This window comes from Streptococcus sp. (genome assembly GCF_019414905.1).
GTDB lineage: Bacteria > Bacillota > Bacilli > Lactobacillales > Streptococcaceae > Streptococcus.
In genome coordinates this window covers 1-2,675 of the sequence record NZ_DXLC01000194.1, presented here as the reverse complement: position 1 = coordinate 2,675, position 2,675 = coordinate 1, and the positions used below count along the sequence as shown (strand labels likewise).

General features: G+C 37.9%; 4 protein-coding genes. 2 read left to right on the top strand and 2 right to left on the bottom strand.

All coding sequences use genetic code 11. The features are described from left to right. Positions 1 to 97: 97 nt before the first annotated feature. Both recX and QZ359_RS05875 read left to right on the top strand, forming a co-directional pair. Entirely contained in the window at positions 98 to 874 is a 777-nt protein-coding gene (gene recX / locus QZ359_RS05880) for a recombination regulator RecX (RefSeq protein ID WP_293963972.1), read from the top strand. A gap of 88 nt (positions 875 to 962) precedes the next feature. After that, the gene (locus QZ359_RS05875) at positions 963 to 1,496 is read left to right on the top strand and encodes a DUF402 domain-containing protein (RefSeq protein WP_000775316.1); all 534 of its coding nucleotides are present in this window, start codon (positions 963 to 965) and stop codon (positions 1,494 to 1,496) included. Positions 1,497 to 1,566: 70 nt separating this feature from the next. Here QZ359_RS05875 and QZ359_RS05870 read toward each other — a convergent pair whose 3' ends face one another. Both QZ359_RS05870 and QZ359_RS05865 read right to left on the bottom strand, forming a co-directional pair. After that, positions 1,567 to 2,334 (bottom strand): epoxyqueuosine reductase QueH, encoded by a 768-nt coding sequence (locus QZ359_RS05870; RefSeq protein ID WP_077804735.1) that lies wholly within the window; start codon positions 2,332 to 2,334, stop codon positions 1,567 to 1,569. 123 nt (positions 2,335 to 2,457) lie between these two features. Next, positions 2,458 to 2,675: TCP-1/cpn60 chaperonin family protein (locus tag QZ359_RS05865; RefSeq protein WP_293963971.1), on the bottom strand; the 218-nt coding region annotated here is incomplete at its 5' end.

Sequence of the window (2,675 nt, the reverse complement as noted above, 5' to 3'; positions counted from 1 at the left end):
GTTCCTAAAAAGTTCTTAAAATTCATCATTAAGGGACAAAAAACGGCTATATCAAGGGGTTTCAGCTTTTTCTCACATTTTGAGTTATAATAGAACTATGAAAATCACAAAACTTGAAAAGAAAAAAAGACTCTATCTGATGGAGCTTGATAATGGCGACAAATGCTACATCACCGAAGATACAATTGTTCGTTTTATGTTATCGAGAGATAAGGTGATAAGCGAAGAGGAATTGAAAGAGATTCAGAACTTTGCTCAATTTTCTTATGGTAAGAATCTAGCCCTCTATCACCTATCCTTTAAAGCTCGCACTGAAAAAGAAGTCAGAGAATATCTGAAAAAATACGATATTGATGAAAACATAGTTTCTCAAGTCATTATTAATCTTAAAGAAGATAATTGGGTTAATGATAATCAGTACGCTTATGCTATCATCAATGCCAATCACCTTTCAGGAGACAAGGGACCTTATGTACTGACTCAGAAACTAACACAAAAAGGGATTTCAAAATCTACTATAGAGGAGACCTTGAAAGAATTTGATTCTTCGGAAGTTGCTCAACGTGTAGCTAATAAACTATTGAAAAAATATGAGAGAAAACTTCCAGCTCGTGCTTTGCAAGATAAGATTATCCAAAATTTGACCAACAAGGGCTTCTCCTACTCTGATGCTAAAAGTGCCTTTGACCAGTTGGATAGTCAAGTTGACCAAGAAACGACTCAGGAACTCATCTTCAAGGAACTTGATAAGCAATATTCTAAGTATGCCCGAAAATATGAAGGATACGAACTTAAACAGCGTTTAACCCAAGTTTTAGCACGAAAGGGCTACGATTTTTCGGATATAGCAAGCGCTCTTAGAGAATATCTTTAAGATTTTCATGTAAAATTCACAGATTTTAGGTAATTTTATGGTACAATAGTAAACGATAAACTTATAAATTGTAGAAAGTTGGTTAGTTATGAAGCTTCCAAAAGAAGGCGACTTTATTACAATTCAAAGTTATAAGCATGATGGGAGTCTCCACCGAACTTGGCGGGACACCATGGTACTAAAAACAACAGAAAACGCCATTATTGGTGTCAACGATCATACACTGGTTACCGAAAGTGATGGTCGTCGTTGGGTCACTCGAGAACCAGCTATTGTTTACTTTCACAAGAAATATTGGTTTAATATCATTGCCATGATTCGCGATAATGGAATTTCCTACTATTGCAATATGGCTAGCCCCTACTATCTGGATGAAGAAGCACTGAAGTATATTGATTACGATTTGGATGTTAAAATTTTTACAGATGGGGAAAAACGTCTCTTGGACGTTGAGGAGTATGAGCGTCACAAACGCAAAATGAATTATTCTGATGACTTGGACTATATTTTAAAAGAACATGTCAAAATTCTTGTTGATTGGATTAACAATGGACGTGGTCCTTTCTCAGAAGCCTATGTAAACATTTGGTACAAGCGCTATGTAGAACTAAAGAATCGGTAAAGTTGTCAAACTAGGGTGAAAGCCCTGGTTTTTTTATTTTAAAAACCCAGCTTTACAGCTGGGCTTATCCTTATATATCTAATTTTGTAACTGTAAATTTGATATGGGAATAGTCTTTTTCAACATCCTTATCCAGCAAGAACGCTGTGGCATCTTTCTTAACCTGAACCAGGTCAATATTCTGGGCTTGTGCTGCATAGACACATCCACAATAACATTGACGGTAGATGTCATACTCTTCACACATCTCTACTGAACGTTTGTAGCCTTGATTTTTCTTGAAATCACTTGGAAGATAATGGGTTGTATAAATTTTTTGCACATCGATTCCGATGCTGTTGATGGTTTGAGAATTCTTATGAGGACTGATGGTCAAAGCTGAGCCAAAGTAGTCAAATCCCAAGTCCATAGCCACTTGCGCTGTTTTATCCAGGCGGTAGTCAAAGCAAACCTTGCAACGGTCGCCACCTTCAGGCTCTTCTTCCAAACCTCGAACCAGTTTACGATATTCGTTAGGTTCATAAGGAGCTTCTAGGTATTGAACGTAATTGCCAGTCCGCTCATTGAAATCACTGACAAACTTTTTAGTCACATAGGCACGCTTATGGTATTCTGCCTTGGGATGGATATTGGAATTAGCAAAATAGATGGTCACGTCTGCATACTGTGTCAGATATTCTAGAGTATAGGTACTGCAAGGGGCACAGCAAACATGCATGAGAATAGTTGGACGTTGCTCATTTTTCTCCCATACTTGTACCATCTTCTGCATGACACGGTCATAATTAATCTTCTGATTGGGGTTCATCTTGCTCAGAATTTCTTCTACATCGATCATGTTCTTCTCCTTTTTCTAATCTTATTTTATCATATAAGTTAGGAGAGCTCAAATCAATTTAGAAATGAACATCATAAAAAGGAGGGATAGGCATTCCCTCCTTTTGTGTTTTCTATAGAAAGCTTACATCATACCACCCATCATGCTTGGATCCATTGCTGGAGCTGGGGCCACTGGTTCTGGTTTATTGGCTACGACTGCTTCTGTTGTCAAAATCAAGCTGGCTACAGATGCTGCATTTTGTAGGGCTGAACGACTAACCTTAACTGGGTCGATAATCCCTTGATCAATCATATTAACCCACTCGCCAGTTGCTGCGTTGAAGCCTGTACCAACTTCAG

Excerpts from the sequence above, each read along its gene's own strand:
- recX (WP_293963972.1), top strand. The coding sequence starts at position 98 with ATGAAAATCACAAAACTTGAAAAGAAAAAAAGACTCTATCTGATGGAG.
- QZ359_RS05875 (WP_000775316.1), top strand. The coding sequence starts at position 963 with ATGAAGCTTCCAAAAGAAGGCGACTTTATTACAATTCAAAGTTATAAG.
- QZ359_RS05870 (WP_077804735.1), bottom strand. The coding sequence starts at position 2,334 with ATGATCGATGTAGAAGAAATTCTGAGCAAGATGAACCCCAATCAGAAG.